Origin of the sequence: Streptomyces sp. H39-C1 (genome assembly GCF_027158125.1) — a bacterium.
In the GTDB taxonomy this organism is placed as follows: domain Bacteria; phylum Actinomycetota; class Actinomycetes; order Streptomycetales; family Streptomycetaceae; genus Actinacidiphila; species Actinacidiphila fildesensis.
The window spans coordinates 1-2,381 of sequence record NZ_JAPVLS010000224.1 but is presented as its reverse complement, the minus strand read 5'-3'; the positions used below and the strand labels follow the sequence as shown (position 1 = coordinate 2,381).

At 67.4% G+C, this 2,381-nt stretch carries 3 protein-coding genes; all 3 read left to right on the top strand.

The genetic code is table 11. The annotated features are described in order from the left end of the window. Positions 1-521 (top strand): ferritin-like domain-containing protein (locus tag O3W51_RS47775; RefSeq protein WP_269290345.1); only part of this gene is annotated, 521 nt, incomplete at its 5' end. Between the two features lie 111 nt (positions 522-632). Continuing rightward, positions 633-1,037 carry a cupredoxin domain-containing protein gene (locus tag O3W51_RS47770; protein WP_232486297.1) on the top strand — a complete coding sequence of 135 codons (405 nt, stop codon included), beginning with the start codon at positions 633-635 and terminating at the stop codon, positions 1,035-1,037. Positions 1,038-1,099: 62 nt separating this feature from the next. Continuing rightward, positions 1,100-1,540 (top strand): hypothetical protein, encoded by a 441-nt coding sequence (locus O3W51_RS47765; protein WP_138359523.1) that lies wholly within the window; start codon positions 1,100-1,102, stop codon positions 1,538-1,540. Positions 1,541-2,381: the final 841 nt, after the last annotated feature.

Below are 2,381 nucleotides of genomic sequence, written 5' to 3'. Positions count from 1 at the left end.
CATCCGGCAGCGGCCAGTACACCGGGGACCTGAAGGTCGTCGCGCTGGCCACCGCGCTGGAGAACCAGGCCGTGGGCGCCTACCAAGCGACCCTGGCCGCAGCCAAGGCGGGCAAACTCGGCACCGTGCCCCCCGCGGTGGCCACGTTCGTCACCACCGCGATGGCCCAGCACGCCGACCACGCCAAAGCCTGGAACGCGGTCCTGACCGGCGCCGGCAAGCCCGCCATCACCAACGTCCCCCTGTCCAACCAGGCAGACGTCACCGCCGCCCTCGGCAAGGCCACCGACGTGGGCGCCGTCGCCAAACTGGCCCTGCAGTTGGAGGACCAGGCCGCACAGACGTACCTGTTCGCGACCTACAACGTCACCAGCCCCGCCGGGATCAGCACCGCCGCCACCATCGCCCCCGTCGAGGCGATGCACGCCGCGATCCTGCACTACGTTCTGGGCCAGTACCCCGTCCCGGACGACTTCCTGCCCGTCGACAAGGCCGCCAGCACCACCCTACTGACGATCTGATCCTGCGTGGTGCGCCCCGGCCCCCTTGACTCTCGGAGTCCGGGGCGCACCACCTCCCCGGTATCGCTATTCCTGTGTCGAGTGCTCCTGTCGAATGGATGGGTCCCATAGATGATGACCAACCGAGTACGACCCCACCGTGGACGCCTGGGCGCCGCGAGCGTCATCTGCGCGCTGCTCGCACTGACGGGCTGCTCCAGTAGCAGCGGATCGTCCTCCTCGACGGCGCCGGCCTCAACTCCCGCGGGAACCACCGCAAGCGGGGCAGGACGCATCGTCATCAAGGACTTCCTGTTCAGCCCAGCCGCGCTGACAGTCGCACCGGGCACGGTGGTCACGGTGCTCAACGAGGACAAGACCCCGCACACCGCCACAGCCACCGACGGCAAGGCGTTCGACACCGGCACGATCGCCGGCGGCAAGTCCGCAACGTTCAAAGCCCCCGCGACAGCGGGGAACTACAGCTACATCTGCAACATCCACCAATACATGAAGGGCACCCTCACCGTCCGCTGAGCCGGGCCGGGCCGGACCAGGGTATGGCCGGCTATCGCCTCAGAACACAAGGAGTCGGAACCATGGCATCTGCCGCAACGTCCGGCAACGCTCTCCGCATCGCTGGCTGGGTATGCCGGGTCGCCGCCGCAGCGGGCCTGGCCATCGACGCCTACATCCACGCCAAGCTCGCCGATCAGTACGACGCAGTCAGCGCCACGATCAGCCAGGGCGCCCTGTTCCGCGTCGAAGCGGGCCTGGCGTCCCTGGCGGCTCTGCTGATCGTCGCCTGGCGCCGGCCGCTGGGTGACGCCTTCGGCTGGCTCGTCGCGGCAGGCGGACTCGCAGCGATCCTGCTGTACCGCTACGTCGACGTCGGGGCCCTCGGCCCGCTCCCCGACATGTACGAACCCATCTGGTCCACCGACAAGAAGCTCAGCGTCGCCGCCCAAATCCTCGCCATCATCACCACCACCGCACTCCTGATGACGCGTCACACCCGGCGAATCAGCACACCGAAGTAGACGGCGAACGGCCACTGGGGCCTGGGGCCTGCTCGTACGGGTCAAGAGTCGCTATCCCGGACCGGTTCCCTACCTTGACGGTTCGTGACGCACTGGCTTCACTGGCGATACAGGCATGTCTGTCGAGGAGGCCCCATGACGCATCTCCCGCACAGCACCGCCCCGTCCACCTCCATCCGCACGCAACCTGCTCGGCTGCCGGTCCTGCGCACCTGCGGTTGCAGCGCCAGTTGCGGGTGCGGCTGCCAGTCCGGCGGCCCGTGCCAGTGCGGCGGCTATCACTAGAACCCCGGCCGCTGCCTGCCAGGCTCCACGGCGGAGGATCAGTTCCTCGCCCTGATCCCGGCCCGACCAGCACTTAAGCGCGGACAGTAGCCGGTGGTCCGGCTCTCTGGGTGAGCCACCAAGGAGCCGGAGCTGCCCGGGTGAGCGGCGACGCACGACCGGCACTGGACTTGGACTACGGAATCCCCTCCACCGTCACCGTATGGTCGTCGACTGCAGTATGGCGCTCTTGGCGGTCGGCGATTTCACCAATTCTCATACTGGCACTAATGGGCGTTTCCGTGGGCGGCGACAGCGCTGCCGCTCAGCAGCACGAAATCAATGCCGGACCTGCGGAGTGGCTTTCGCCGCCAGCCCGTGGTGTGGTGCCCTTCAATGGAGTCTTCCATTAGTCCGGAGCACGTGGACCTCTCCAAACTGCTCCGCCATGCAGGGCGGTTGCAAGTTCCGGGGTCGTGCGGCTGGTCGGGTTGTGACCGGTTGGGGCGCATAGCAGAGCAGGCACGGGCTTCGTGATCATTGTGGTGTCTAAGCCAGATGATCATGAGGTGGCCCG

What these genes read in the sequence shown, in the direction of transcription:
- O3W51_RS47770 (WP_232486297.1), top strand. Translation starts at nt 633, where the DNA reads ATGATGACCAACCGAGTACGACCCCACCGTGGACGCCTGGGCGCCGCG.
- O3W51_RS47765 (WP_138359523.1), top strand. Translation starts at nt 1,100, where the DNA reads ATGGCATCTGCCGCAACGTCCGGCAACGCTCTCCGCATCGCTGGCTGG.